This is a genomic window from Providencia sp. wls1916 (genome assembly GCF_009706585.1).
Lineage (GTDB): Bacteria > Pseudomonadota > Gammaproteobacteria > Enterobacterales > Enterobacteriaceae > Providencia > Providencia lanzhouensis.
This window is the reverse complement of record NZ_WLUL01000021.1, coordinates 123,330-150,052: the sequence shown is the minus strand read 5'-3', so window position 1 is coordinate 150,052 and position 26,723 is coordinate 123,330. Positions and strand designations below refer to the sequence as shown.

Genomic DNA, 26,723 nt, shown 5'->3' with positions numbered 1-26,723 from the left:
CTTAACGTGTTTTTAGCATAGGTAGGTTTAAGTTTTTCTCTTTAGCGCATTCGATAGCGATGTCATAGCCCGCATCCGCGTGGCGCATCACCCCTATCGCTGGGTCATTGTGCAGTACGCGAGCAATACGCTCCGCCGCTGCATCTGTACCATCGCAGACAATCACTACGCCAGAATGTTGAGAGAAGCCCATTCCAACACCGCCACCATGGTGTAATGACACCCATGTCGCGCCGCTCGCCGTATTTAATAGCGCGTTCAGTAACGGCCAATCCGACACCGCATCCGAGCCATCTTTCATCGCTTCAGTTTCACGGTTTGGACTCGCTACTGAGCCTGAATCTAAATGGTCACGACCAATAACAATCGGTGCAGAGACCTCGCCACTTCTGACCATTTCATTGAACGCTAAACCTAACTTGGCACGATCCCCCAAACCAACCCAGCAAATACGTGCTGGTAAGCCTTGGAAACTAATACGCTCACGCGCCATGTCCAGCCAACGATGCAGATGTTTATCATCTGGCAGTAATTCTTTCACTTTAGCATCTGTTTTATAGATATCTTCAGGATCCCCTGATAACGCCACCCAACGGAATGGACCAACACCGCGGCAAAATAGTGGGCGAATATAGGCTGGAACAAATCCAGGGAAATCAAATGCATGTTCAACACCCATTTCCAACGCCATTTGACGAATATTGTTACCGTAATCGAATGTTGGAATACCTTGGGCTTGGAAAGCCAACATCGCTTTCACATGTTCCGCCATGGATTTTTTCGCCGCCAACGCAGTACCTTGTGGGTCTTTCACGCTCTTTTCGCGATACTCATCCCAGCTCATACCAATCGGCAGATAGCCATTGAGCGGGTCATGAGCACTGGTTTGGTCGGTAACCATGTCTGGCTTAATGCCACGACGAACCATTTCAGGTAAAACTTCAGCCGCGTTAGCACACAGTGCGATAGAAACAGCTTTGCCTTCTGATGTGTACTTTTTGATGCGCGCTAATGCGTCATCCAGATCAGTGGCTTGTTCATCCACATAACGGGTTCTTAAACGGAAATCGATACGGCTTTGCTGGCACTCAATATTTAATGAGCAAGCTCCTGCTAATGTAGCCGCTAATGGCTGTGCGCCACCCATTCCACCTAGACCTGCTGTTAATACCCAACGCCCTGTAAGATCGCCATTGTAATGTTGGCGCCCCGCTTCAACGAAGGTTTCATAGGTACCTTGCACAATCCCTTGGCTACCAATATAAATCCAGCTTCCAGCGGTCATTTGACCATACATGGCTAAGCCTTTTGCATCCAACTCGTTGAAATGCTCCCAATTCGCCCAATGCGGTACAAGGTTAGAGTTAGCGATTAATACACGGGGGGCATTTTCGTGGGTTTTGAATACACCGACAGGTTTCCCTGATTGCACCAGCAGGGTTTCGTCGCTATCTAGCTGTTTCAGGGATTCAATAATTTGGTCATAGCATTGCCAGTTACGGGCTGCACGGCCAATCCCACCATAAACCACAAGCTCATGGGGATTCTCTGCCACGTCAGGATCGAGGTTGTTCATCAACATGCGCAGTGGCGCTTCTGTCAGCCAACTTTTAGCTGTTAAGGTCGTTCCACGAGGTGCTCGAATTTCAATATTACGATATTTGTTATTTAACTTTGTCACGAATATACCCTCACTTAGATGCGTGTTTGACTTATTGCGTCTCCTTATAGATATAGTTGTATATACATGTACGATCAATTTATTTTTTAACAATTGTGATGACTAAAACAGACTCTAACGAAAAATATTATTCATTAAAAACAATGAAATAAAAAAACACCCTTTGATTTTACTGATGTTTTTTTATTCTAAATCTGCCTACCAGATCACATTTAGTTCACAGTTATTTTACATTTATCTTAGGGATGATAGGGGTCAGCACAGCCATAATGGCTGCGCTCATGCCGACGGAATGGTCTTATTTCATACCACTAGGAAGAAAAACTGCCTTTCAGTTTATATCGATGACCGGGAAACAATAACTTCGTACTGGTCACGATATGGCTTTGTGACCATGTTCGGCGGGTAATTTGCAGGCAGGATGCGCCCACATGCACTTGCAAAAGCCGAGCACTGCGGTCATCCGCCTCTACCGCTTCAACAATATGCTCACCCTGAGTCAACGGCGCAACACGGGATAAATAATCGTGGGGAGTGATGGTCAGAAAGTCTTGTTCCAGATAATCCGGTGCTGCCAGCGCATTCACAAAACGATCTTCAATTTGCACAGGAATATCATTCTCCAAATGGACAATCACGGAATGATAAACCGGCGTTTCTGGGGAAATATTTAACTCTTTTGCCAGTGTGACTGATGCACTGACTTTCTCTAACTTATTAATTTTGCAGCTGTATTGATGATTTCTGGCGAGGATCTCATCTTCAATGCTGTGGATTTCAAACAAAGCGGATTGCCCTTTAGGTTCGGCAACAAAGGTGCCAACCCCTTGAAGACGCACCAATAACCCTTCAGCGGTAAGCTCCCGTAAGGCTCGGTTTGCCGTCATTCGGCTACAATCAAACTGCACAACTAACTCGGCTTCTGAAGGCACACGGTCGTTGGCTTGCCACTCTCCTGCTTGTATTTTTTCAATAATTGACTGCTTAACTTGCAAATACAATGGAACAGGAGTTTTCAGCTTCGGTTTTTTTTCGGCTGTCACGTTTATTTCCAAATAAGTAATGTGTGTGAGTCGTCAACATTGAAAATCAATCAAAATAATTACTGCCTATAGTGGAGGTGATATTCCTAGGCAGCAATCAGAACTTTATGAATACATCAGAATTTTATGAGCAAATAATATTATAACCTGAAAAACAGAAACGCTTTTTCTATTTTAACTAAAATAAACCATTAATTTTTATGGGTGACTTTTCCTTGATAAACACGCTGATTTAATGGATTGCTGCCCTGTTCATAAATCATTTCTACCGGATCCTTGGCATCCCATACCACAAAGTTAGCTTGATAGCCGACGCGTAATTGCCCAAGGCTATGTTCTCGCCCTAATGCTTTTGCTGCATGGCGTGTCACTCCTGCCCAAATTTCTTCAGGGGTTAATCTAAATAATACCGCCGCCATATTCATCACCATACGCAGTGAGGCAAATGGGCTGGTGCCTGGATTAAAGTCCGTGGAGATGGCCATAGGTACTTGGTTTTCGCGTAATAGTTCAATCGGCGGTAGTTTGGTTTCGCGTAAAAAATAGAACGCACCAGGTAATAATACTGCCACGGTTCCACTGCGTTTGAGGGCTTGAATACCTTGGAGATCTAAGTATTCAATATGGTCGACTGATAGCCCGTTAAATTCTGCCACCAGCTCACTTCCCCCTAAATTAGAGAGTTGCTCGACATGTCCTTTTACTGGAATTCCTAGTTTTTTCGCTGCTAAGAATAACTTCTCGCTTTGTTTAAGAGAAAAGCCAACACTTTCACAGAACACGTCCACGGCATCAAATAGCCCTTTTTTCCATAGCTGCGGCATAATTTCATCGCAAATAAGGTCAATATAATCGTCAGCTTTACCTTTATATTCTGGCGGAACTGTATGCGCGGAAAGTAATGTCGAGCTCACGTCGATCGGATAAGCTGCAAATAATCGTTTTGCCACTGACAGTTGTTTCTCTTCATTGACAAGATCTAACCCATAACCCGATTTCATTTCAACAGTAGTGACGCCTTCACCGATCAACGCTTCTAAACGCGGTTTCGACACCTCATATAACCCATCTTCACTCATAGCTCGTGTGGAGCGAACGGTAGAATTGATTCCGCCACCTTGTGCGCTAATTGTTTCATAGGAGACGCCATTCATACGTTGTTCCCACTCTGCGGCTCGGTTACCACCAAACACTAAGTGGGTATGGCAATCAATTAGTCCCGGCGTGATTAAGCGACCTTCAACATCAATGATGTGGCAGCCGTTGGCATCAACTTTGTCGCTTGGGTGAATGGCAATGATCTGCTCACCACGAATGATTAAATCGTGATTTTCCAATAACCCATATGCCGTTCCAAGTTCACTATTCATTGTGGCGATCCGCCCGTTACGCCAGATCACATCATTTGCGTGTGCTTTAAATAACATAAATCATCCCATGGCAGCAGAAACCCGATTCGGCTTCACATATGAAAGGTACAGATATAAACGTATAGATATGTATATACAATTAGACTACTTATCGGTCTGTTGTCAATGTTTACTCTCGTAAAAGTTATAAATTTGTTACGTAGCGCTAAAAATATTCTATGATAACTGTTCATGGGAAAAATGGGTTACACTACGCTCCGTTTTGTGGGTTCTGTTTTGCCCATCCAAGAAAGCATCATTTATTAACAATTGATTTATAAACAATGACTAAAAATAAATTCGCCTTAGAAGACGGCGACATCAATCTCTTTAAAGACGCTATTCAAGGTGCTAAGAAAATTCACCAAGACCAAATAGTGCATGCCCCTATTCGTGCGAAAGTCACTCAACCATCCAGTAAAAAAGTTCAGCAAGAACAAGTGGATGCTTCATTTTATTTTTCTGATGAATTTCAACCACAGCTAGATAATGAAGGTCCTACTCGTTATTTAAGACCGGATGCCAACCCGTATGAGCTGAAAAAATTACGTCGTGGAGACTATGTGCCGGAGTTATTTCTGGATCTCCATGGGTTAACCCAAATGGAAGCGAAACAAGAAATTGGCGCGTTAATTGCAGCCTGTAAGCGGGAAAATGTCCATTGTGCCTGCATTATGCATGGACACGGTAAGCATATTTTGAAGCAGCAAACACCTCTATGGCTTGCCCAACATCCTGATATTGTCGCTTTTCACCAAGCCCCTAAAGAGTGGGGTGGCAATGCTTCGCTGCTATTATTAATTGAAACGACTGAGAGTGCTCGCCGTTAAGCACTCACTTCGTTTAGTTTTCATCCCCTAGGATGCTCAAACTTAAGATTGGGTCAACGAAATCTGCGATGGGCTGAGCATCCATTCTAAGTGACACTTCATCTGCTCAGTATCCACCTCAACGCATGCAATCGTCGATGTTGTAAACATTGGCGGTGCTTCGTGGGGACATAACTCCGAGACCAAATAGCCGACCAGTGGCAGGTGCGAAACCACCAAAACTGCCTTGGCACCACTAAATGCATAATCTCGAATTTGAGAGGCAACCCAATCCGCATTTCCTCCGGGGGTTAACCCTTCCATGATTTGCGCTTGCGCTGGCAACGATAATTCCTCACGCATCACTTGTAATGTCTGTTCCGCGCGCAAATAGGGGCTCACTAATACGGTATCAATTTGAGGTTGGCGGGCTTTTAGCCATTTCGCCATCAGTACCGAATCATCTTTTCCCTTTTGGGTTAATGGTCTCGCTGAATCACTCGCCGCCTGAATTGCAGCATCACCGTGACGCATAATATAAACTTGCATAATCCACCATCTGTGCCGCAGTCCCACAGGAGAATACGGGTCTTTTTGTTAAGATAATTATTGTTAAAGATAACCATCAGTTGGGGTGAGGAGAGATTCTGCAACAAACCCGTTGCAAATAAAATGATTTACATTGTTTTTTACTGACATTTTTTGTCATTCAGCCATAAAAAAACCTGATAACCACAGCGTTTAACTGTGGCATCAGGTTGATTAGACAGCGATTATCGCTTATTAAATATCACTATTTTCTTCCGCTGAAGATGCATTTTTTTCATGATCATTCACCGGATAAAACGTGCGATTAGACTGTGCCATTTCAATCAATAAGTCGCATGGCACAAACTTATCACCATGTTTTTCCGCTAAATGTTGCAACGTTTCCACGGTTTTACTGAGGCCAAGGCTATCCATATAACGGAAAGGCCCCCCAAAGAATGGCGGGAAACCAATTCCAAATACCGCACCAATATCCCCATCTCGCGCGCTACGGATAATCTTCTCATCTAAACAACGTGCAGCCTCATTGAGCATTAACATAACGCAGCGTTGAGCAATATCCGTTTGGTTCGTTGACGTTGAGGGGTGAATGTTAATCAGTGAATAAATACCCTGGTCAACTTGACGTTTTGTGGATTTTTTCCAGAAAGCCAGCTTACTTTTTGGCTGCCCGTAAACATAAAAACCACGACCGTTTTTCTTCCCTTTACGGTCATCGTTGACCACTTTGTCGAGAGCGTCAGGGGCTTTAAAGCGGTTGCCAAAACGTTCAACGAGAATCGGTAAAATTTTGGTTCCAACATCAATACCCACTTCATCAAGTAGATGGAAAGGTCCAACAGGGAAACCAAATTTCACTAATGCCTTATCAATATGGTCAATCGCCTCGCCTTCCACAAGACATTGAGCCGCTTCACACAAATAAGGTGCCAGAATACGGTTCACATAGAAGCCCGCATCATCACCAACGACGATGGCTGTTTTACCTTGGCGCTTAGCAAAGGCAACCGTGGTTGCGATAGTAGTGGCATCCGTTTGCTGATGAGGGATCACTTCCACCAGCGGCATTTTATCCACAGGACTAAAATAGTGCAGCCCAATCACTTTCTCTGGATGAGGGCTACCTTCCGCAATACGATGGATAGGTAACGAAGAGGTATTTGAGGCAAAAATCGCTTTGCCATCTGACATTTTTGCGGTTTCTTGCACCATTTTACGTTTCAGTGCCAGATCTTCAAACACAGCCTCCACTACAATGTCTGCTGACTCTAATCCTTGATAGGTCAATGTTCCCGAGATTCTAGCCATAATCGCATCCCGCTCCCGAGGCGGTAAGCGCCTTTTACTCACTCGCTGAGAAAGCAGATCCCAGCTATAACGCAGAGCTTGAGCGATACCCTTGTCCGAAATATCTTTAATGCGTACCGGATATTTACCCAATACCGCACTCACATAAGCGATCCCGCCGCCCATCAAGCCACCACCAAGCACACCCACTTGTTTGATAGTTTTTGGTTTAGCGTCCGCCCCAGTTTCATTTTTCAATGCGGTAGAGGCAAAAAATAAACTACGTAATGCGGCAGATTCTGGTGTCATCGCCAGTTCACCAAACGCTTTGGCTTCTTCGGCGAATCCTGTTTTTAGCCCGCTATTCATACCCGCTTTCACCACCTGAATAATCTTTTCTGGTGCCGGATAGTGTCCTTGGGTTTTACTTAATGTTTTCTCTTTCGCGCTGGAGAAAACTTTATTACGCAATAACTTGCTACTGAGTAAACGCTGTTGCCAAGGGAGAGGCTTACGTTTTACGCCCCCTTTCTGCGCCAGCTCAACCGCCGTGTCCAGTAGAATCGAAACCGGAACTACGTCATCGATTAATCGCATTTTTAACGCTTGTTTACCTTTTAATTGGCGTCCTGTCAGCATCATGTCTAAGGCATTTGGGATCCCAATTAAACGCGGTAAACGCTGAGTGCCGCCGGATCCTGGCAGTAACCCTAACTGCACTTCAGGTAAACCCAGTTTGGTTTTATCGTCATCAGAACAAATGCGCGCATGGCAAGCGAGCGCTAACTCCAAGCCACCACCTAGGCATGCGCCGTGGATAGCTGCAATAATCGGCAGCGGATAATTTTCAATCTTATCGAACAGAGTGTGCCCCTGCTTAGATAGCTCACTCGCCTGCTCTTTACTGGTGCAGTTAGCTATCATGCTAATATCTGCTCCTGCGATAAAACTGTCTTTTTTACCGGAGGTGATCACCAATCCTTTCAGACCAGATGTCGATTGTGCTTGTTGTAAAATGGCATGAAATTGCTGCGCAAACTCCGCCTTTAGGGTGTTCACTTTTTCATTAGGAACATCAATATAAATCACCCCAACATTGCCATTGACTACCTTTAACGTGAATGCAGGTTCTGTGATGACTGCTGAATGTTGCGTCATTATTCCGCCTCCAAAATCATTGCCACACCAAGCCCACCCGCCGCACAAGCGGTAGTTAGCCCAAACCCGCCACCACGTCTACGTAGCTCATTCAATGTTTGAGTCACCATTCTCGCCCCTGTCGCGGCAAAAGGATGACCATAAGCAATAGAACCGCCCAGCACATTAAATTTGTCCATATCAATTTCCCCAATCGCCTTCGACAAGCCAAGCTTTTCCTGGGCAAATTTTTGACAGGCAAACATTTGAATATTGGAGAGAGTTTGAGCTGCGAACGCTTCGTGCATATCAATTAAAGTCAAATCTTGCAGAGTAAGCCCTGCTCTTTGTAAGGCAATCGGTGTGGCATAGGATGGTCCCAGTAGCATATCTTCCCACACATCAATTGCCGAGAAAGCATAACTTTTGATGTACCCTAACGGGGTATAACCTAATGCTTTTGCTCGAGATTCGGTCATCATCAACACAGCAGCCGCCCCATCCGTTAATGGCGTGCTGTTGGCTGCGGTAACGCTACCGTGTTTTCTATCAAAGGCAGGTCTGAGTTTCGCATAAGAAGCGAGCACGGAATTTTCACGCACGTTATTATCCTGCGAGAATGCCTGCTTGTAAGGTGGCATATATGCGGTCATCACTTCTTGCTCTAACACCCCGCTTTTCCAAGCTTTGGCAGCCAGCAAATGAGAACGATGGGCTAATTCATCTTGTTGCTCACGGCTAATATGGTAACTTTTCGCCATCTGTTCGGCGGTGTCTCCCATGCGTAATCCAGTGGAGTATTCCGCGACACCAGGTGCAACTGGCGCTAAATCTTTCAGGCGTAATTTACTGATAAGCGATAATTTTTGCCCAAATGATTTGGCTTTGCTTAGCGCCAATAGTGTGGCTGCGAGCTTTTTTGATACGCCGATAGGCAGCACAGAGGATGAATCTGCGCCACCCGCGACACCCACGGAAATATCCCCCACCATCATGCTTTGCGCGACATTCACAATCGCTTGAAAGCTGGTCGCACAGGCGCGAGAAACACTGTAAGCATCCGTCGATACGCTCATACCCGTACCCAACACAATTTCTCTCGCAATATTAGGTGCTTCAGGCATTTGAACCACTTGTCCAAAAACCAATTGCTCAATAATCGACGGGTCAATATCACTACGATGTAATAGTTCTGCAACGACGGTTTTGCCTAAATCCACGGCTGGAATATTGAGATAAGCGGTAGATTGCTTAGCAAAAGGCAAACGTAATCCACTAACGATAGCAATCCTTTCTTTTGCGGCATGCTTATTATCGCCATGGTGGGAGAGTTGATTCATGGTCGCTCCTGCTAAAAGAAAAATAAGTAGAATTGTTGTGATTAAATTAAGAGGTCTGACCTGTATCGATTGTTAACATATTCTTCACATTTATCAATCAGCGTCGATAAAAAATGCGAGCTCACACACAAGTTACAATTAATTGGCAATAAAGAGGGGAAATTAGGTAAGTTTTGAGTAATAAAAAACCCATTCACTTCTAAAAATGACGCATCCGCGAAATAATAGAGTTAATGGGCTTCAAAAAGGAATTCAAACGTTTGATTAACGTAAGCCTAATTGGAAAATCAGACTTTCTGCTTCACAGCTAAATGTAAAGTGAGCCGATAACTCTACACCACCCGCAACGGGGTTGATTGAGTGAGCAATTTCACACGGTTCTGACTCAACAGATTTGGCTTTTTCTGTGAGTGTTTTCAGCATCGCTTCAGCTTCTTGCTGAGTCGCAAAAACATGCTGATACGATGCGGTGCAATCTTTATTTTCCAGAACTGTACCCACATCTACACAGCAGCACGCAGCTGTTTCATCCGCGCTACAACGTTTAATCGCATCAGTCATTTTATTCTCCCAATGAACAAACTGTTAAGTAAGTATCATAACGCTGAAAAAGTGCCAAACACTAGTGATATCAAATTTAGTTGCTAATAATTCAATATAAGTTTGATCTAGCTCCTTATATGAGCACTTATTACTCGTTAAGCTCACACAAATGTTGCCATTTTGTTAATTACATCGCATTTTCGAAAAGAAAAATCGCACAAAAACAAAACAACCTTGCAACATCCCCAGTGGTCAGACCTATACTCATTGAACTGGTCTGATTTGTCGTAGAGGCAAGCGACCCTACAATTCAGCGCTTCTTGCGATAGAAGTCGCTTATTTAAATAAAACATACAAGAGGGTGTTGGTCATGAACCAGAAAAACCTATTTGCTCGATCAGCTTTAGCAATCGCAGTGGCTGTTATTTCTTCCAATGCAAGTGCAGCTGGTTTTTTGCTGAATGAATATTCAACCTCAGCCCTAGGACGTGCATTTTCAGGCGCAGGAGCCGTCGGCGACAACGCAAGTGAAGGCAGCCGCAACCCAGCTGCAATGATGTTATTTGATCGACCAACTATTTCTGTTGGTGCAGTTCACATTAACCCAAGTGTTGATATTAAAGGTAAAGGTGGCTCACCACTTAATAGCAATACTACAGCCAACGATATCGCCCCAAGTGCGCTAGTCCCTAACGCACACTTTATCTTCCCAATTAATGATAAGTGGGCTGTCGGTACCTCAATGACCACTAACTTTGGTTTAGCTACCGATTTTAATAAAAATTATGCAGCAGGCCCTATCGGTGGAAAAACGGATTTAAAAACTGTTAACTTGAATTTAAGTGGCGCTTATCGTATTAACGATAATTTTAGTTTTGGTGTAGGTGCGAATGCCGTTTATGCTGACGCTGAAATCACTCGCCATGCTGGTGACTTAGGTGCATTAGCGCCAATTATCAGTCACGGAGCACTTCCCCCCTTCCCAGCAAGTACAACTATGGCAAAGCTTAAAGGTGATGACTGGGGCTATGGCTGGAATGCTGGCTTACTATATGAAATCAACCAAGATAACCGTTTAAGTTTTACCTACCGCTCAAAAGTAAAAGTAAAATTTGAAAATGGTAAGTTCTCTAACGATCTACCAAAAGGCCTACTCAACGGCACTGGTGGAGCAACAGAGAAAGGAACTTTAGACTTAAATTTACCTGATATCTGGGAGTTCTCTGGCTACCATAAAGTTGACCCTAAATGGGCGCTGCACTATAGCGTTGCCTATACTGGCTGGAGCACCTTCAAAGATTTAACAGCTTATAGAAAAAGTGATGGTGAAGTCCTGTTCCACAAACCAGAAAACTTTAAAGATGCATGGCGTTTAGCTGTCGGTACGACCTATTTCTATGATGATAATTGGACATTCCGTACGGGTATTGCTTACGATGAAAGTCCGGTACCATCTAAATACCGTTCAATTTCCATCCCAGATCAAGATCGTTATTGGTTAACTGCAGGAACCACCTATGCATTTACACCAAATGCCTCTGTAGATCTTGGATTAGCTTATATGTACGGTAAAAAAGTCAATATCAGTGAAAAACTGATCGAAAGTGACAAACTTCCTATCGCTTCACCTGTATACAACTTTAAATCAGAAGGTTCAGCGTGGTTAGCAGGTATTAACTTTAACTATACATTCTAATCAGTTATATCTTATCGGGGGAGTTCGCTCCCCTGATATCTCCTTTTCTATCTCTTCCTTTGCCCACTTTCCTTTTATGCTCTTCGCAGAAAAAACATCCTCAAGCCAAATTTTTTCTTGACTTTTTTTTGTACAGATTTATATATTAATTATAGCCCGATGTTATTTTATTGTTAAAAACATTCCCGCGGCTTATTCATGTACTGATCCCAGTCATAAATATCCACTCAATCATTTTGATATCGATTTTTAACTGCAATGCTGCCCTTCATTTTTTTGACATGAAGAAGCAGTAGAGTTGCTCACTAAGCTACCATCTGAGGAAAATCATGGAAAAAACATAGGAGGGCATTATGGGAACATTATTCACTATAAGCTTTGTTAGCGTGTTAGTCGTCAGTGCCGTGATTGACACAGTCATCCAACGAGGAAAACAGGACAATGACTAGCAGTTTATTTATCACTCTCTGATGTCTAAAAAAACATAGAGAGTGATAAACCCCACCAAATCAATCGATCAACTAATTAATCAATCGAATCCAGCTCTCCTTCAATGACTGACGCATTTGGGTTATTTGCTGGTTGCAGCGTTCCCCCTCTTGATAAGAAATCATTACGTTGGAAGTAAGCTTCGCGGAACATTAAGTAAGGGTCGGAAGAGCTTTTCAGCAATCCATCCGAATCAAGTAATCTTGCACGGGTTTCAATCCCTTCCAGTGCCCATTTACCCGCAGACATCCAGAAAGTTAAATAACTCAGCATTGGGTAGAGATCGTCCGCTAGATCACCACCTTGCTCACGCAATGTTGCGCTGCCATAACCCGGTAAAACCACATATGGGCCATAACCCACATCATAGTAGCCTAGTGTATTCCCGAAACGCTTTGGCTCTTCTTTGACTAACTGAGGGTTTGCCATGCCAGCAACATCAATTAAGCCACCGATACCAAACACTGAGTTTAAGAAGAAGCGGTTAAAGTGCTTAAAGCCTTGCTCCACTTCTCCACGGAAAAAGCTGTTTAACATACTGGCCGGTTCTTCAAGGTTGCCAAGAAAGTTACTGAGTCCGTTTCGAGCAGGCATTGGCACGTAATCATTCCAAGCAACGGCTACAGGTCTTAAGACATATGGGTCTAAGACATTATAGTTAAAGTTAAACATTGCTCGGTTAAAGCCTTCTAACGGGTCTGAACGCTGCTGCGTTTCTGGGTCAACGCTCGCACATCCAGCCATTAAAACTCCCGCGAGAAGAACGCTACTTATGCGAAACTTCATCATTCTCTCCATCCTTTATTCCACCTTGCCATGGTGTTTTTATCGTTATTACTAATCGCTTTATCATAAAAGCAAATAGAAAAACATGTTAAGCGTTTTGAGTGGTTTAATTGCCATATAGATATAATTATAACCTATTTAATTATCAACTTATCATAAGAAATACATACGAATCCCCCCAAACGCCAGGGTTGCTTCAGTAAATGTCATTAATTAGTGCATTAACATAGAGATAGACTTATCTGAAATAATTTTAGGCTAAACTGCAAGATGCTTAAAAAACCAACAAAGAAAAGAATAAAAAAGATAAAAGCAGAGAATTTGGCTGTAACAGCTTGATTCAATGGAGGGTGGCCAGTAAAATGCCAAGCGCTATTACGCAGCATCTCAATGTCCCCTTAGTTAAATGGATATAACGAGCCCCTCCTAAGGGCTAGTTGCAGGTTCGATTCCTGCAGGGGACAGATTCCTGCACTAAGCCCCCCCAAGAACTTTCCCAATCTTTCTTCGCCCTATTTCGCTTTTACTTCTTCCCCTATAGTATTTTGCTTATATCCCTATTTGATGGACTGACCACGATGCGAACACTTTTTGCCTTATTAATTGGTATTCTTCTGATAGGTTGTACGATGGAAAAATCGCCTTCTGTTGTTATGACAGGGATGACATCAAACCAAGTGATGCAAATAGAAGGAACGCCGGATGAGCAAACGAGGCAGGATGGTTATCAGCTAATGGTTTATCATGATAAACAACAACCAGAAGCCACAGTAAAAATAACAGACCGCTGGTTTATTTTTAAGAATGGATACTTGTTAGAATATTCTACGCAATATTTAAATTCGTCTAATGCGACAAATACACCATTGAGATTAACTGCAAAACAAATATTATCTCAATGGATAGATAGCCAATCCTTACCAACAAACCCATCAGCTCACATGAACTAAAAGATAAACTGGTGCCATGAGGATTGTTATATTTCTTTAGAAAGATAATGGCGTTGCATGCCTAATTCCGGAAAATTAGGGAGAGACATTTGTTTCACGTAACCCAGTTTTTCATAAAATGGCAAAGCTTGGAAACTAAAAGTATCCACTAATGCATTGTGGCAGCCGAGTTTTTTACTCTCTTCTTCTGCGACGTGCATTAATTGGCTACCTAATCCATTCTTACGCATTGACTCATCCACCCACAGATAATCAATACATAACCATCGACCTTTAATTGACGCGAGAAGCCCACCCTGCATGATCCCATTTTCATCCTTGCTATACACACCAAGTTGCCCAAAATAGCTATTTTGCAAAAAAGATCGGTTGTAGCTTCTTAGACCAGTAAATAACTCTTCTTTATCTTCAGGGGTAATATCATGTGTAACTGTAACTTTCATAACAACCTCATTTTATTTATCGGTATTTTTATGATGTAGAAAACATCCCGCCAACAAATTAATTATCGCTTACTGTCCGTATAACATCGTATTACGAATATCCTAGTTAGACACCATTTACTTAATTAAAAACTAAACATTTTTTATCTTGCCTGTAATTTTATTCACCGTAAAATCCCCCTAATCTTTCAGAAAAAATGTGAATAATATGACGCTTACCATTATTATTTTTGTGTTGGTCTATATCGCCATGGCATTTGGCAAACTACCCGGCTTTAAAGTTGATAGAACGGGCGCCGCCGTCATCGGTGCATTAGCCATGATGGCCATCGACAGCATCACGCCACCTCATGCCTGGAATGCCATTGATTACCGCACTATCGGCATGCTATTTGGTTTGATGGTGGTCTCCGCTTCGTTTGTGGTTTCCGGCTTTTATAGTTGGACCGCCGATCGCGTGGCGATGCTCAAAGTCAGTGCGCCTACACTGCTTGCCGTACTGATCGCCGTTGGCGGATTACTTTCCGCACTGTTAACCAACGACGTGGTTGTCGTCGCGATGACACCATTATTGGTCTCCATCACACTATCTCGCGGGCTTAACCCCATTCCGTTTCTGCTTGGATTCTGTTTTGCCGCCAACAACGGTGCAACCGGCTCGCTGATTGGTAGCCCGCAAAATATGATCGCGGCACAGGGGCTAGATATTTCCTTTGTGGGCTTATTACAATCCTCGGCAATACCGGCATTATTATCTTTACCGCTCACCTGGCTGGTATTGGTGTGGTTATATCGCAACCGCTGGTACTTAGCTAAAGAGCCGACTAATACCCCTAAAACGGTCTCTCCTCCAACACCACTCGATACATGGGAAACTGCTAAAGCCGGTGTGATCACACTCGCCGTGATTGTGGCTTTTGTGGTGAGTGATATACCAAAAGAGTTAATCGCATTAACGGCAGCGGGTTTCCTATTACTGAACCGTTCCATTGCATCTAGCGATATGCTTAAGTTAGTGGATGGGAATTTATTACTATTAATCATGGGATTATTTGTCGTCAACGCGGCATTTGCTGGAACAGGATTACCGCAGCAAATGTTGAATGATTTACGCGCTCATGGTGTTGAACTCAATAACCCATTCATTCTATTTTTAGTAACCGGCGTTCTCAGCACTATTGTCGGAAATAACCCCTCTGTCATGCTGCTGGTGCCTTTTTTAACGCCTGACGGTAACGCTGATGCATTAGGCGCCGCATTAGTCCTTGGCTCTGGTTTTTCCAGTAACTTGTTTGTGTTTGGTAGCTTGGCGGGCATTATTGTTGTGGAACAAGCGGCGGCTTATGGTGTGAAAATTTCATTCTCAGAATTTGCAAAATCTGGGGGAATTGTTGCCGTTCTCTGTATGCTATTAGCCACTGCATGGATTTTATTCGCGTTATAAAACTAACGCCTTTCTCAGCCTATTTAACTGAGAAAGGCGTTTAGGATTTTCAGGGAAGAATAGCAAATGAGCGCACAGGAAACCCACTAGCATTATTGGGTTTCGCCACAATATTAAAAATCACAGCACCACGAGTCGGTAATTGATCTAAATTCGCCATCAACTCTATTTGGTAAGTATCTTGTTCTAATACGTAATATTCACCTAATAGCGCGTTATTTTGGCGAAAATCTTTCGCTGCATCAGTATCAAATGTCTCATGCCCAATGGCTTTAATGCCACGCTCTTCAAATAAAAATTTGAGCGCATCCATACCCCATCCCGGGATTTGATTATTACCTTCTGCGTCTTTATTATCCATGGCTTCTTGAGAAGGCCAGCGCTTATGCCAATCTGTGCGTAGTGCTACAAAACTATCCGGTTCGATTCGCCCATGTTCACGCTCGAAAGCTAAAACATCTTCGCGAGAAAATGCAAAATTAGGGTCTTGTGCCGCTCGCTCAGATTGGTTGATAACGATCAGCGGTAAGACTAACTCTTGCAGCTCCAATTCATGTAAAAAGCGTTTTCCTTCAACAAAATGGCAAGGCGCGTCAATATGCGTGCCGTATTGCCCAGGAAAGGTAAATTGCTGAGCAAAAAAGCCGTCAGAGTAGCCAAATAATGTTTTAAATTCTGCAGAGTCAAACATAAAGAAATGAGGAGAATCTTTATCAAAGCTGTGCGTTAAATCCACCCATTTTTTGGATTTTAATACCTTTAGTGCATTTAAAACTTCGTTAGCCATCATTTTCCCCTATCTGGTTTTAGTCTTTATCAAGACAATTTTATTTTGCTATTTTTATTTATTCTGAATAGGTAATAACCAACTCTATGACGTTTGTCTATCTTTCTAAACAATCCGTTGCCAATTTTTCACCAAATTGGCAACGAAGATTCGAATATTATTTAGAATAATTTGCCCATGCAGCAGGTTCAATAAAACCATCATAAATACGCTGAGAGCGAATATAATCTGCATACTCTTTTGATTCAAAAGCCTCTTTTAAATCTTTAGCCCATTGAGTGTCGAGATCTTTTTGTAGCACAGAAACCACAACGCGATGCTCAAGCGGTGAATTTTCAACAACCAAACCATCCGCAATACGCTGCCCTGCACTCGCCACATAATTACCATTCACTACTACAAAATCCACATCATCCAATAGACGTAAACCTTGCGCGGCATCTGTTTCACGGATATCGAGCTTATATTTTGCAGGTTCAATGTCATTGACGCTAAAGCTGAGCGTACTGACATTCGGTTTGATTTTAATCCAACCCAGTTGCTCTAAAATTCGAGCTCCACGTTCCGCGTTTACAGGGTCATTTGACAGCGCGACAATCATGCCATCTTGCACATCATTCAGCGTTTTGTGTTTATTCGAACGTAAACTCTGCGGTGCGCTTGGTGAATCGGCCAATGCGACCATATTAATATTATTTTTTTGGTTATACGCTTCCATATAAGCGCGACTTTGGTTTACTGATGCGTCAATTGCCCCTTCTTCAAATGCAGGGTTAATTTGCCTGTTTTGTGAAAACTGACGTAACGTCACTTGGTAACCTTTTTTCTCTAAAATAGGTACAATGCCTTTATCGACTTGGTCGATATAATTCCCAACACCGAAGCCAATAGTAATTTGCTTTTTATCTGAGCTGTCTTTTTCTTTATTATCACCACATCCTGCCAATAAAATGATTGCGGTTGCCACTAAAGATAAATTTATTATTTTTTGTTTGAACATTTGAAATTTCCTATGGTGATTACTTTTTAATTACTTTCAGCTTTTAATATTGCCAATCGACCGGAGTATAAACAGGATTTATTTAACGTCTTAGATCCGTTCGTTATAACTTAAATAGAAATGAATATAAAAATGAATCAAACCAAAATGGTTATAACGATATAACAAAATGGTAGTTCGAATAATGATGTGATTGATATGTAATGAAGGAGATAAAAAAATTTAAATAAAGTGAGTTATTTATGACAGTAAAATTTGATTTAATTAACAATATTCTTAACCTGACACCAGACTCAGAATTAGCGAAAAACCGCGCAGAAAGACCGGTTGCAACAGAAAATACTCAAGCCGCTTTTGAGGCTGTTTTTTCTGTGCCATCTCAAATATTGCCTCTAAATGTGAAATACTATTTTGCGCTTTCCGTGGCGAAAATTACTGGTTCAATATTACTCGCAAAATATTATGCTGAATTATTATCATCACAATCCATCGTCGAAATAACACCTGAGATTACGCTTGCAGAGAAATATCTGCGAGTATTAACCAGCAATCCAAATCAAGCTGATTATGCTTTAACACAACAATTTATTCAGCAAGGATGGTCTGAGCCCGATATTATTTTATTGGCTCAGTTAATTACCTTTGTCACTTATCAATCCCGCTTAGTTGCTGGCCTGGAATTATTAATTGGACAAAGCCAGAATTCAGATAATAAAGCAGACCAACACTTTCCAATTTTGGCAGGAAATTGGAACCACGCAACGACAACACAGTTAGGGCAACCATCACCGACCGCCTTTACACAGCAGCAATTAGGTTGGGAGTCTTGGTTATCTGCGCGAGATGTCAATTCGTTAAGTGACGATGAAACTCAAACGCTGAAAAAACATGGGCAATTAAATTCTGAATATTTCCTTCTGTTAGCTCATCAAAGCGAGATTTTAGCGCTACGTACACAGATAGACCGAGGTATTTTTTATACCTCAGGTGGGCTACCTCGCTGGGAGAGAGAGTTTGCTGCTGCTGCGGTCAGTAAAGTGAATGGCTGCATTTATTGCGCTTCAGTTCATGCGCGCAAAGCTAGCCAGTATGCAAAAGAACATCTCGGTGATATCGAGAAACTGCTGGCGACACCCGCAGGAAATGTGCTTGCTGAAGGCTATGAATCGAGGCTTTTAGCTATCGTTTCTCTTGTTGCTTCGCTCTCTACTACGCCTATTCAAGCCTCAGTTGAGCAAATCGATCAGCTACGCTCATTAGGGTTAACGGAACTAGAGTTACTCGATTTAATTCAATCCAGTGCATTTTTTTCATGGGCTAATCGCTTAATGCTGACATTGGGAGAACCGTTTGAACTCCCTGAAAATAAGGAGTAATACCATGGATAAGGTCATTGGATTAGCGGCTCTAGAGGCGCAAATAAATCAGGATTTGCAGTATCTTAATTTACCGATTAGCTCATGGTCGTTGTCAGATGAAGATCTTGATAAACAAAAGATTAATGTCGCCATTATCGGTGGGGGAATGTCGGGAGTAACGGCGGCTTTTGCCTTAAAATTACGGGGAATTAACGCTATCGTTTTTGACCAAGCGCCCTCAGGCAAAGAAGGTCCTTGGCAAACGCCAGCCTTGATGGAAACCTTGCGGTCACCTAAACAGGTTGTCGGCCCTGCTCTTGCATCCCCCTCTTTAACATTCCAAGCCTGGTTTAAAGCTCAATTTGGCGATGATGTGTGGGAAAATCTCGATAAAATCCCACGCTTACAATGGGGTGAGTACCTACAATGGTTTAAAACCATGACGGCACCCACACTGCTAAATCAGCACCAATTAGTCGATGTTAAATTAATCCCTCAAGGCCGTGAGTTAACGTTTGATACTCCCAATGGACAAACCTCTTTTGTTGCTCAGCATGTTGTCATTGCAACCGGCATGGAATCATTTAGCGAGCCTAACATCCCAGAATTTATGAATAAAATTCCAACTCAATACTGGGAGCATTCATATGCGGGTAGCAACTATGAGAGATTTAACGGGCTCGATATTGGCGTTGTAGGCTACAGTGCGGGAGCTATGGACAGTTCAGCCACTGCATTAGAACATGGTGCTAAGTCTGTTGAGTTGTTGATCCGAGCAAAAGAGATGCCGCGAGTAAACCGAGGAAAGGTCGCCGGAAGTGCCGGTTTTACCAATGCCTATGGGTATTTTACCGATGCGCAAAAATGGCATTATGCCGATTATGTTTTGAAAGCGAAAACCCCTGCCCCTCATGGTAGTACACTACGAGTTTCTCGTCATACACATGCTTATTTTAACTTCAATACACAAGTCAATGATGTCACCGTCAAAGAGAATAAATTGCACGTTTCCACCAACCAAGGGGATTTCTCTTTTGATTACCTCATTTTAGCGACTGGCTACCGACTAAATTGGCAAAAATACAGCCCATTTCATCGCCTAGCGCCGTTTATTAAAACGTGGAGAGATGTTTATACCCCACCTAAAGGTGAGGAAAATGATGAACTTGCCGCGCATCCCTATCTTGGTGAACACTTTGAATTGCAAGCAAAATCGGGTTACGAGTTTCCGTTTATCGACCACTTTTATTGCTTCAATTTAAGCGCTTCGCTCAGCATGGGTCCCTTAATTGGCTTGATCCCAGGCACCAATACCGGAGCTGAGCGTTTAGCGGATCATATTGCTGCCAAGTTGTATCTAGCCCATCGGCAACAGCACCTTGAGTTGGTTAAAACCAGTACAGAAAATGAGTTATTAGGTGATGAATGGCAACCTGCCTTACCACCCGCTCAGCGTGTACAACTGATTGAAAATGTGGAGTAAAGGATGATTGAATTTAACAATGTCCAAAAGATTTATGAAAAAAATGGGCAATCCTTAGTCGCTCTACAAGATATTAATTTGCATATCAATAAAGGTGATATTTTTGGTTTTATTGGTTATAGCGGTGCAGGTAAAAGTTCCTTGATCCGCTTAGTCAATCAATTAGAAAAGCCTACCGGTGGCGCCATCAAGGTCGATCAGCACAATTTGGCGGAGCATACCCCATCGCAAATACGGACACATAAAAAAAGTATCGGAATGATTTTCCAACATTTCAATTTGTTGGAAACCAAGACTGTCGAACAGAATGTTGCTATGCCCCTGGTTTTACTTGGCATTGATAAGCACGAAATTGCCCGTCGCGTAGATAACATTCTTGAATACGTTGAATTAAGCGATAAGAAACACCAATACCCTAACCAGCTTTCTGGTGGGCAAAAACAGCGTGTTGGAATAGCGAGAGCGTTGATTAATAATCCACAAATCTTGCTGTGTGATGAGGCAACCTCTGCCTTGGATCCGCAAACCACCGCCTCTATTTTGGCATTACTGCAAAAAATCAATCGTGAGCAGAAAATTACCATTTTATTGGTCACTCATGAAATGGAAGTCATTGAGCAGATTTGTCATCGTGTCGCCGTCATGGAATCCGGTCGCATTGTTGAAGAAGGCACAGTACTTGATATTTTTGCCAATCCTCAACATCCAACCACGCAAAAATTTGTGGGTACTGTGCTCAATGAAAAAATTCCGGAGCGTGTACTCCATCAGCTTGAACATCAAGAGGATGTATATCGATTAGAATTTTTAGGCAAATCCGCTCAAGAGCCTGTGGTGAATGAACTTATTATCAAAAATATTATTAAAATCAATATCCTATTTGCCAACATGAAAGAGATCAACAGCGTCGTTTTAGGCAGTATGTTTGTTCAGATGTTAGGCGATAAACAGCACATTGATGAAGCCGTAGCCTATTTACGCCATCGTGGCGTTGCAGTGAATAAGGGGACAGTATGAGTGAGTTTTTTGAAACAGCACTGACAAGTAAACAATTTTTATTGGCCATGTCAGAAACATTCACTATGGTGAGTATTGCGCTTGTCCTCGGTTCGCTATTCGGGATCTTATTGGGAATTTTATTAGTTATTACTCGCCCAGACGGAATTTGGGAAAACAAACGTATTTATCGCGTTATTAACCCTATTATTAATATATTCCGTTCACTACCTTTTATTATTTTATTAGTGGCTATAATCCCATTAACACGCTTTGTGGTAGGAACATCTATTGGCACCACCGCGGCGATAGTCCCTTTAGTCATTTATATTGCGCCATATACGGCAAGATTGGTTGAGAATTCATTGCTCAGTGTCCATTCGGGTATTATTGAAGCTGCCGATGCAATGGGGGCGACCAACTGGCAAATTGTTTGGCACTTTATTCTACCGGAAGCAAAGTCATCATTAATTTTAAGCTTAACGGCTGCCAGTATAACGCTGGTTGGGGCAACGGCGATGGCTGGAGCCGTTGGTGGCGGCGGTGTTGGTGATCTTGCGCTAAATTACGGTTATCAACGCTTTGATAATGTTGCTATGGCAATTACGGTTGTGACCTTGGTGATTATCGTGCAAGGAATACAGTTTATTGGTGACACTTTGGCAAGAAAGGCGCGTTTTCACTAGTTAATATAAAGTCGATGAAATATCTTCATCGACTTTTATTTATTTTTCATACAATTAACCATCTCTCTTCCCTTTTCAATTCCTCCGCAAAAAATATTTACACATAAAAAAGTCGCTATTAATACGAGTTTAATAAAAAAACAGGCTATTTCTAAAAATTAAATTTTAAAAAATGCAGTAAAATACCAATATATTTTAAATGATTCATATATAATCATAATACTATACATCATAATGTTTATTTGACCACTTGAGACCAAAAACACTATGAAATGTATATTTTAGTCACTTTGATAACATCTTTAGCTACCTCGCGCGCTTTACGATGCATCGTCAGCGTTTTATTAACCTCTAACTGAAAACTGATTATGCCGACTATCGAACAACTTATATTGCTTTCATCCATATTGATTTTACTCGGTATTTTTTCGAGTAAATTGTCTGCAAGACTTGGTTTGCCAATGTTGGTTATGTTTCTCTTTATTGGCATGCTGGCAGGTGAGGATGGCTTAGGGAAAATTACCTTTGATAACGTCAATGTATCTTATGCTGTTGGCTCTCTCGCCCTTGCTCTAATCCTTTTCGATGGTGGGCTACAAACCTCAGTAAAATCAATTAAGCTAGTCTGGAAACCTGCATTCACCTTAGCTACCGTTGGTGTTTTGATTACTGCGGGTATCACTGGGTTAGCCGCTGCCTATATTTTAGGTATTCCACTTCTTGAAGGGTTGCTTTTAGGCGCCATTGTTGGCTCAACGGATGCCGCCGCCGTATTTTCACTGCTACGCAATGCAGGCATTTACCTAAATGAGCGTTTACAGGCGACTTTAGAGATAGAGAGTGCAACCAACGACCCCATGGCCATATTTTTAACCGTTGGACTACTGCAACTACTAATGAACCCACAAGCCTCTGGCAGTGAATTAGCTTTATTATTTGTTAGCCAAATGGGAATTGGTGCTGCTGTAGGGGTAGGTGTTGGTTGGATTTCAATAAAGATCATCAACAAAATTAAGTTACTTGCGGCAGGTCTTTATCCCGTTTTAGTGGCGGCTTGTGGTTTGTTTTCATTCGGTGTCGCCAGTAATTTAGATGGAAGTGGCTTCTTATCTATTTTTGTCACGGGTGTGGTTATTGGTAATCACTCATTTGTTTTCCAGCGCAATACCTTTCTATTCCATGATGGGCTGGCATGGTTAAGCCAAATCATCATGTTCGTGATGTTAGGCTTATTGGTTAACCCTAGCTCATTAATTGAGGTATGGCAGGAAGGGTTGCTCATTGCGCTGGTATTAACCTTTGTTGCAAGACCGTTGGCGGTTGTCCCTGTACTCAAACTATTTCGCTTCACTCGAAATGAGATAGCACTTATCTCCTGGGTTGGACTAAGAGGCTCTGTTCCGATTATTTTGGCTATTTTCCCCTTCATTTTTGGGTTACCGGGGGCCAACCTCATTTTTGATGTTGTTTTCTTCGTGGTACTCATTTCTGCAACGCTACAAGGTTCCACGCTGCCTTACTTTGCTCGCAAGTTAAATCTTATGCAACCACCACCGCTTCTGCCCGCTGCGACATTAGATATTACTGCTGTCGACCAGATTGATGCTGACTTGGTCGAATATACGCTGGGCGAGGACTGCTCTGCGGTAGGACGAAGGTTATCTCAATTAGCCCTGCCTGACCAAACCGTGATTGCGATGATCACCCGAGAAAAAAGTGTATTGCCACCACGCGGCTCAACAATCTTAATGGCGAATGATCATTTGTTTGTCGTACTAAAACCGCAAAGTCGCCTATTCTTAGAAAGATTATTCTCCGAACAAACTTCTTCAGAACCAACCGTTATGGAGCTACCTGAATCAGGTTTAAGCTTAAAAGGCACAACGCGATTAAATGAAATTTATGAGTCATATGGGATTTTGATTGAAGTTGATTCCGATAAAACACTCAATCAATTTATTCACGTCAATACTGAAAATGAACCCTCTCAAGGGGATGTGATTAAGCTAGATGGCATACAAATAAAAATTGATGAAATGATCGGCCCACGTATCGTTACTGTTATTTTAGAGCCAGTAAAAATCCAGCAGGAATAATATGTTAAAAATAGTGATAATCCATTTTCATTTTTCCACGCTTATTTTCTAAATTGTATGCATAAAAAATAAAAGCCCCAAAGGGGCTTTTATTTTTGCAAGTACTCTATATAAGAGGGAGATTAATATATTCAATGACTTTTACTAACTAACTTGAGTTAATTAATTTTATCGTTCTCAATTGAAACAATTTAATTACTGTACTTAATTTGTTTCATTATGAAACGTATACATGGAATAGATATTATACGAGAGAATAAAGTGAGTCGTTAAACCCTTTAGATTCTCTTTCCTCAGACGCGTTGATATCATCCTGGAGAACTTCACTGAAGAACTCACCCATATTTACGCCTAGTACCTTTAATACGCGAACTAAGCAATCTATATCAATACGATTCACACCTCGTTCATAACGAAATAGTTGTTGTTCACTGATGTCGATCTCTTTAGCTAATTGGAAAACCGTATAGCCTTGAGCTTTTCTTAAAGACTTAATTTTTTGTCCAACTGCACAAGCGACAGGATATTTTGTATTCATAAACATTCTCGCTTCAATCTATATTAATTGAATAAAAATCAGCAGGTATTTTCTGCCATTTTCATTGTTATTTTATATGTACTATATAGTTCATCGATAAAAACATGGTGATACATCCAACATCACTAAGAGAATGATATACTAGCCTTCTAATTAGTTTCAACTAGTCCAAAAATGACATTGCAACTATGTAACAAAATATTTTTTTCTATACAAACAAGACGAGTTAGCAAATAAATCCTTAATTATCAATCTGTTATGCAAATTGATAGCCAGTGAATATCACCGAGTAAACTCAGGTGAAAGAGCACATCGCAAGACAATTCACTAAAAACCAACCACTTTCCCGCCAATAAATCCAAAAATAAAGGAAATAAACAGAATAATTTAACACTGTAACAAAGTTAATCGTTTCACGATAACATTGGTAGTTTTTTGAGTCAAAAACCACATTAAGTGAGCATTTTCTGTAAAAGAAAGTAAAAAATATGTGTTTTACATATATAACTATTTTGCAACATAAAACATCAATAACTTACATTTTTGAACCGCATGCTACAAATTAATTAAACGCTATATTTTTAAAGTAACTTAGTGAATTTAATGCACCTACATATTCAACATAACAAAACATTAACGTTAAGGAAGCCGAACATTCACTTTACTTGATGAATATCACAAAAATATGAACATTACTGATTATCGATAATCTTATTTTAATATTATGAATACATGAACACTCAGAAATTATTGAACTTTAAGATTATCAAAACGTGAATAGCTAGAATTATTCACTAATATACTACTTTGAAGATATTCTTTTACTGTAATATCAATGAAAGTTTTGTTTGTTATTTCTTTAATATCATCTAAGAATATTCTTAATAATTTATTTAATCCAAACCAACATAAGGCTGTTCATGGGTATCGCATAATTTAGTTTCTAACGCAGTTACATTACCGCCATAGTTTTAAATAAAAATTCATTTCAGATAAAACTATTAATGCATTAATCCTTTAACATCTCCATTTAGGTAATTTCACTTAAGGCGTTAACATTCTTTATTTTTATTAACTAGATTTTGATTTTAACCAAATTGAGACTTATTCAATGCAAGGAAAAATCTCGTTATCGTTTCATTGAATATATTGATTCATAAAAAAAACAAAAGTTTATATTAATAATATAATGGTCAATATAACGCCATATTCAATCTTAATAGGAATAATACTTAATGAGTAATATGAATATTTAAGCAAAATCAACGAAGGATCATAGAGAGAGGATGATGAAAATTTATTGAATGTAACTATACGCAAATTAACTAAAATCAGTAAGTTATATCTTCAATTGACGTTTTTAGAGAGGCGCTTTTTTAGAATGATGAAGTGGTGGGCGATAGCGGGCTCGAACCACTGACCCCCTCCTTGTAAGGGAGGTGCTCTACCAACTGAGCTAATCGCCCACTTCATGACGCTGTACTTGATGGTGGGTCGTGCAGGATTCGAACCTGCGACCAATTGATTAAAAGTCAACTGCTCTACCAACTGAGCTAACGACCCATATTCAAGTATCTGTACTGCTTGAATGACTTATTTCATTTAGATGGTGGGTCGTGCAGGATTCGAACCTGCGACCAATTGATTAAAAGTCAACTGCTCTACCAACTGAGCTAACGACCCATCTGTATTTCTGAATTGTTTTTAATGCAAGAAAAGATGAAGTGGTGGGCGATAGCGGGCTCGAACCACTGACCCCCTCCTTGTAAGGGAGGTGCTCTACCAACTGAGCTAATCGCCCACTTCATAATAACCACATTGTCATAAATAATTGGTGGGCGATAGCGGGCTCGAACCACTGACCCCCTCCTTGTAAGGGAGGTGCTCTACCAACTGAGCTAATCGCCCAATCATTTATGTTTTCATCGTCAACGGTGGTGGGCGATAGCGGGCTCGAACCACTGACCCCCTCCTTGTAAGGGAGGTGCTCTACCAACTGAGCTAATCGCCCCGTCGTCGATGGAGGTGCATTATAGGGATACTGCGTTCTGAGTCAACGGTTTTTGAATAGATTTTTTCTGTTCGTTGCAAAAATAATCAAGATGTTTTAATTATCACCTAAGAAGTACCCTTTTTAATCAATTAACTACATTATCCTACTAAATTTTATTAG

At 41.5% G+C, this 26,723-nt stretch carries 21 protein-coding genes and 7 tRNA genes; 10 read left to right on the top strand and 18 right to left on the bottom strand.

Annotated features, from left to right (window positions below; all coding sequences use genetic code 11):
• Window position 1: 1 nt before the first annotated feature.
• The 3 genes from hutU to hutI form a co-directional block, all read right to left on the bottom strand.
• Window positions 2-1,681 (bottom strand): urocanate hydratase, encoded by a 1,680-nt coding sequence (gene hutU, locus GKR61_RS15435; protein WP_336426640.1) that lies wholly within the window; start codon window positions 1,679-1,681, stop codon window positions 2-4.
• Window positions 1,682-1,992: 311 nt separating this feature from the next.
• On the bottom strand, window positions 1,993-2,724 hold the full coding sequence (hutC, locus tag GKR61_RS15430; RefSeq protein ID WP_187129357.1) for a histidine utilization repressor: 732 nt from the start codon (window positions 2,722-2,724) through the stop codon (window positions 1,993-1,995).
• A 191-nt stretch (window positions 2,725-2,915) separates the two neighbouring features.
• Window positions 2,916-4,151 carry an imidazolonepropionase gene (gene hutI / locus GKR61_RS15425; RefSeq protein ID WP_036949352.1) on the bottom strand — a complete coding sequence of 412 codons (1,236 nt, stop codon included), beginning with the start codon at window positions 4,149-4,151 and terminating at the stop codon, window positions 2,916-2,918.
• A 266-nt stretch (window positions 4,152-4,417) separates the two neighbouring features.
• Between hutI and smrB the strand changes: the two genes are divergently transcribed.
• Window positions 4,418-4,963: an endonuclease SmrB gene (gene smrB, locus GKR61_RS15420; protein ID WP_036949350.1), complete on the top strand. Its 546-nt coding sequence runs from the start codon at window positions 4,418-4,420 to the stop codon at window positions 4,961-4,963.
• A gap of 42 nt (window positions 4,964-5,005) precedes the next feature.
• On the opposite strand, the gene sixA is transcribed toward smrB, so the two are convergent.
• From sixA to GKR61_RS15400, 4 genes are all read right to left on the bottom strand, one after another.
• Window positions 5,006-5,491: a phosphohistidine phosphatase SixA gene (gene sixA / locus GKR61_RS15415; RefSeq protein WP_132495498.1), complete on the bottom strand. Its 486-nt coding sequence runs from the start codon at window positions 5,489-5,491 to the stop codon at window positions 5,006-5,008.
• Between the two features lie 234 nt (window positions 5,492-5,725).
• Entirely contained in the window at window positions 5,726-7,936 is a 2,211-nt protein-coding gene (gene fadJ, locus GKR61_RS15410) for a fatty acid oxidation complex subunit alpha FadJ (RefSeq protein ID WP_154609516.1), read from the bottom strand.
• Window positions 7,936-9,255: an acetyl-CoA C-acyltransferase FadI gene (fadI, locus tag GKR61_RS15405; protein WP_154639888.1), complete on the bottom strand. Its 1,320-nt coding sequence runs from the start codon at window positions 9,253-9,255 to the stop codon at window positions 7,936-7,938. The genes fadJ and fadI overlap by 1 nt, the downstream gene beginning before the upstream one ends.
• A gap of 264 nt (window positions 9,256-9,519) precedes the next feature.
• Complete coding sequence (locus GKR61_RS15400) at window positions 9,520-9,816, bottom strand: YfcZ/YiiS family protein (protein WP_080675607.1); 297 nt, start codon at window positions 9,814-9,816, stop codon at window positions 9,520-9,522.
• Window positions 9,817-10,168: 352 nt separating this feature from the next.
• On the opposite strand from GKR61_RS15400, the gene fadL reads away from it, so the two are divergent.
• Window positions 10,169-11,494, top strand: coding sequence for a long-chain fatty acid transporter FadL (fadL, locus tag GKR61_RS15395; protein WP_108478560.1), 1,326 nt, complete (start codon window positions 10,169-10,171; stop codon window positions 11,492-11,494).
• Between the two features lie 525 nt (window positions 11,495-12,019).
• Here fadL and mlaA read toward each other — a convergent pair.
• On the bottom strand, window positions 12,020-12,769 hold the full coding sequence (mlaA, locus tag GKR61_RS15390) for a phospholipid-binding lipoprotein MlaA (protein WP_036949340.1): 750 nt from the start codon (window positions 12,767-12,769) through the stop codon (window positions 12,020-12,022).
• Between the two features lie 392 nt (window positions 12,770-13,161).
• Here mlaA and GKR61_RS15385 point away from each other — a divergent pair.
• Both GKR61_RS15385 and GKR61_RS15380 read left to right on the top strand, forming a co-directional pair.
• Window positions 13,162-13,233, top strand: a tRNA-Arg gene (locus tag GKR61_RS15385).
• A 114-nt stretch (window positions 13,234-13,347) separates the two neighbouring features.
• Window positions 13,348-13,719: a hypothetical protein gene (locus GKR61_RS15380; protein ID WP_036949337.1), complete on the top strand. Its 372-nt coding sequence runs from the start codon at window positions 13,348-13,350 to the stop codon at window positions 13,717-13,719.
• Between the two features lie 26 nt (window positions 13,720-13,745).
• On the opposite strand, the gene GKR61_RS15375 is transcribed toward GKR61_RS15380, so the two are convergent.
• On the bottom strand, window positions 13,746-14,162 hold the full coding sequence (locus tag GKR61_RS15375; RefSeq protein WP_108478559.1) for a GNAT family N-acetyltransferase: 417 nt from the start codon (window positions 14,160-14,162) through the stop codon (window positions 13,746-13,748).
• A 208-nt stretch (window positions 14,163-14,370) separates the two neighbouring features.
• Here GKR61_RS15375 and GKR61_RS15370 point away from each other — a divergent pair, with 208 nt between their 5' ends.
• Window positions 14,371-15,606, top strand: a complete 1,236-nt coding sequence (locus tag GKR61_RS15370) for an SLC13 family permease (RefSeq protein ID WP_108478558.1) — start codon at window positions 14,371-14,373, stop codon at window positions 15,604-15,606.
• Window positions 15,607-15,655: 49 nt separating this feature from the next.
• On the opposite strand, the gene GKR61_RS15365 is transcribed toward GKR61_RS15370, so the two are convergent.
• Both GKR61_RS15365 and GKR61_RS15360 read right to left on the bottom strand, forming a co-directional pair.
• On the bottom strand, window positions 15,656-16,393 hold the full coding sequence (locus GKR61_RS15365) for a cyclase family protein (protein WP_108478557.1): 738 nt from the start codon (window positions 16,391-16,393) through the stop codon (window positions 15,656-15,658).
• 157 nt (window positions 16,394-16,550) lie between these two features.
• Complete coding sequence (locus tag GKR61_RS15360; protein WP_036949328.1) at window positions 16,551-17,393, bottom strand: MetQ/NlpA family ABC transporter substrate-binding protein; 843 nt, start codon at window positions 17,391-17,393, stop codon at window positions 16,551-16,553.
• Window positions 17,394-17,635: 242 nt separating this feature from the next.
• Here GKR61_RS15360 and GKR61_RS15355 point away from each other — a divergent pair, with 242 nt between their 5' ends.
• The 5 genes from GKR61_RS15355 to GKR61_RS15335 all read left to right on the top strand — a co-directional run bounded on the left by GKR61_RS15355 (window position 17,636) and on the right by GKR61_RS15335 (window position 24,012).
• Window positions 17,636-18,769 carry a CMD domain-containing protein gene (locus GKR61_RS15355; protein WP_154600218.1) on the top strand — a complete coding sequence of 378 codons (1,134 nt, stop codon included), beginning with the start codon at window positions 17,636-17,638 and terminating at the stop codon, window positions 18,767-18,769.
• 4 nt (window positions 18,770-18,773) lie between these two features.
• Entirely contained in the window at window positions 18,774-20,234 is a 1,461-nt protein-coding gene (locus GKR61_RS15350; protein WP_036949323.1) for an FAD/NAD(P)-binding protein, read from the top strand.
• 3 nt (window positions 20,235-20,237) lie between these two features.
• Complete coding sequence (locus GKR61_RS15345) at window positions 20,238-21,251, top strand: methionine ABC transporter ATP-binding protein (RefSeq protein ID WP_154639887.1); 1,014 nt, start codon at window positions 20,238-20,240, stop codon at window positions 21,249-21,251.
• Window positions 21,248-21,916 (top strand): methionine ABC transporter permease, encoded by a 669-nt coding sequence (locus GKR61_RS15340; RefSeq protein WP_036949317.1) that lies wholly within the window; start codon window positions 21,248-21,250, stop codon window positions 21,914-21,916. Before GKR61_RS15345 ends, GKR61_RS15340 begins: the two co-directional genes overlap by 4 nt.
• A 368-nt stretch (window positions 21,917-22,284) precedes the next feature.
• Window positions 22,285-24,012, top strand: a complete 1,728-nt coding sequence (locus GKR61_RS15335; protein ID WP_071992124.1) for a potassium/proton antiporter — start codon at window positions 22,285-22,287, stop codon at window positions 24,010-24,012.
• A 244-nt stretch (window positions 24,013-24,256) separates the two neighbouring features.
• On the opposite strand, the gene GKR61_RS15330 is transcribed toward GKR61_RS15335, so the two are convergent.
• From GKR61_RS15330 to GKR61_RS15300, 7 genes are all read right to left on the bottom strand, one after another.
• Entirely contained in the window at window positions 24,257-24,550 is a 294-nt protein-coding gene (locus GKR61_RS15330) for a helix-turn-helix domain-containing protein (protein ID WP_036949379.1), read from the bottom strand.
• Window positions 24,551-25,940: 1,390 nt separating this feature from the next.
• Window positions 25,941-26,016 (bottom strand) — tRNA-Val (locus GKR61_RS15325).
• Between the two features lie 21 nt (window positions 26,017-26,037).
• Window positions 26,038-26,113 (bottom strand) — tRNA-Lys (locus GKR61_RS15320).
• Between the two features lie 44 nt (window positions 26,114-26,157).
• Window positions 26,158-26,233, bottom strand: a tRNA-Lys gene (locus tag GKR61_RS15315).
• 42 nt (window positions 26,234-26,275) lie between these two features.
• Window positions 26,276-26,351 (bottom strand) — tRNA-Val (locus GKR61_RS15310).
• Between the two features lie 31 nt (window positions 26,352-26,382).
• A tRNA-Val gene (locus tag GKR61_RS15305) sits at window positions 26,383-26,458 on the bottom strand.
• Between the two features lie 27 nt (window positions 26,459-26,485).
• Window positions 26,486-26,561, bottom strand: a tRNA-Val gene (locus GKR61_RS15300).
• Window positions 26,562-26,723 lie beyond the last annotated feature (162 nt).